Source organism: Nonomuraea recticatena (assembly GCF_039533245.1).
GTDB lineage: Bacteria > Actinomycetota > Actinomycetes > Streptosporangiales > Streptosporangiaceae > Nonomuraea > Nonomuraea roseola.
In genome coordinates this window covers 1-1,006 of record NZ_BAAATE010000124.1, presented here as the reverse complement: position 1 = coordinate 1,006, position 1,006 = coordinate 1, and the positions used below count along the sequence as shown (strand labels likewise).

Sequence of the window (1,006 nt, the reverse complement as noted above, 5' to 3'; positions counted from 1 at the left end):
TGTCGAGTCCTGATCCGTTGGTGGTGGCCGCGCGGTGGGACATGGCGGGGCTGCGCGCCAGAGCAGAGGCGGGCGAGCTGCCTGTCATGCTCCGCGGACTCGTCCGCGCACCCCGACGCACCGCGAACTCCGGGGGCGTGGCCGAACTGATGATCCGCCTCGCCGCCCTCACCAGGGACGAGGCGCTGCGGCTGCTCACCGACAGAGTCCGCGGCCACGTCGCCGCCGTCCTCGCCCACGGCAGTCCCGACAAGGTCAGCGTGGACCGCGCCTTCAACCAGCTCGGCTTCGACTCCCTCACCGCTGTCGAACTGCGCAACCGGCTCAACGCCGACACCGGCCTGCGCCTGCCGCCCACCCTCGTCTTCGACCACCCCACGATCAGCTCACTCGCCGAGTTCCTGTTCAGCACCCTCGCACCGGCGCCGCCGTCTCCCGAGGAGACACTGCGCGGCGCGCTCGAACGCGTGGGATCCATGCTCACCGGCGCCAAGGACGACGGCGAGGCCATCCGCAGCAAGCTCGTCGCCGTGCTGCAGAGCGGCCTGGCCAGATTCGGCGCCGCACCGGACGGCACAGGCCGTCCCGACACGATGGTGGACAAGATCGACTCCGCCTCCGACGAGGAGATCTTCGCCCTCATCGACAACGAACTGTGACGCCATGACCGCGACAGGAAAGGCCCGACCGATGGGAACCGAGGACAAGCTCCGCGCCTACCTCAAGCGTGCGACCGTCGAACTGGCGGAGACCCGCCAGCGCCTCGCCGAGGAGGAGGGCCGCAGGCACGAGCCGGTGGCGATCGTCGGGATGGCCTGCCGTTTCCCCGGCGGGGTGACGGGTCCTGAGGAGTTGTGGGATCTGGTGGCGTCGGGCAGCGACGCGATCAGTGGGTTCCCCGCCGATCGCGGGTGGGATCTGGAGGGGTTGTTCGATCCTGATCCGGAGGCGTCGGGCAAGTCGTATGTGCGGCACGGCGGGTTCGTGCATGACGCGGGGGAGTTCG

At 70.0% G+C, this 1,006-nt stretch carries 2 protein-coding genes; both read left to right on the top strand.

All coding sequences use genetic code 11. From position 1 onward, the window contains the following. A partial coding sequence (locus ABFX50_RS50670; RefSeq protein ID WP_346158476.1) for a phosphopantetheine-binding protein occupies nucleotides 1-659 on the top strand: 659 nt, incomplete at its 5' end. Between the two features lie 4 nt (nucleotides 660-663). Continuing rightward, the coding region (locus tag ABFX50_RS50665; RefSeq protein ID WP_346158474.1) for a beta-ketoacyl synthase N-terminal-like domain-containing protein at nucleotides 664-1,006 on the top strand (343 nt) is incomplete at its 3' end.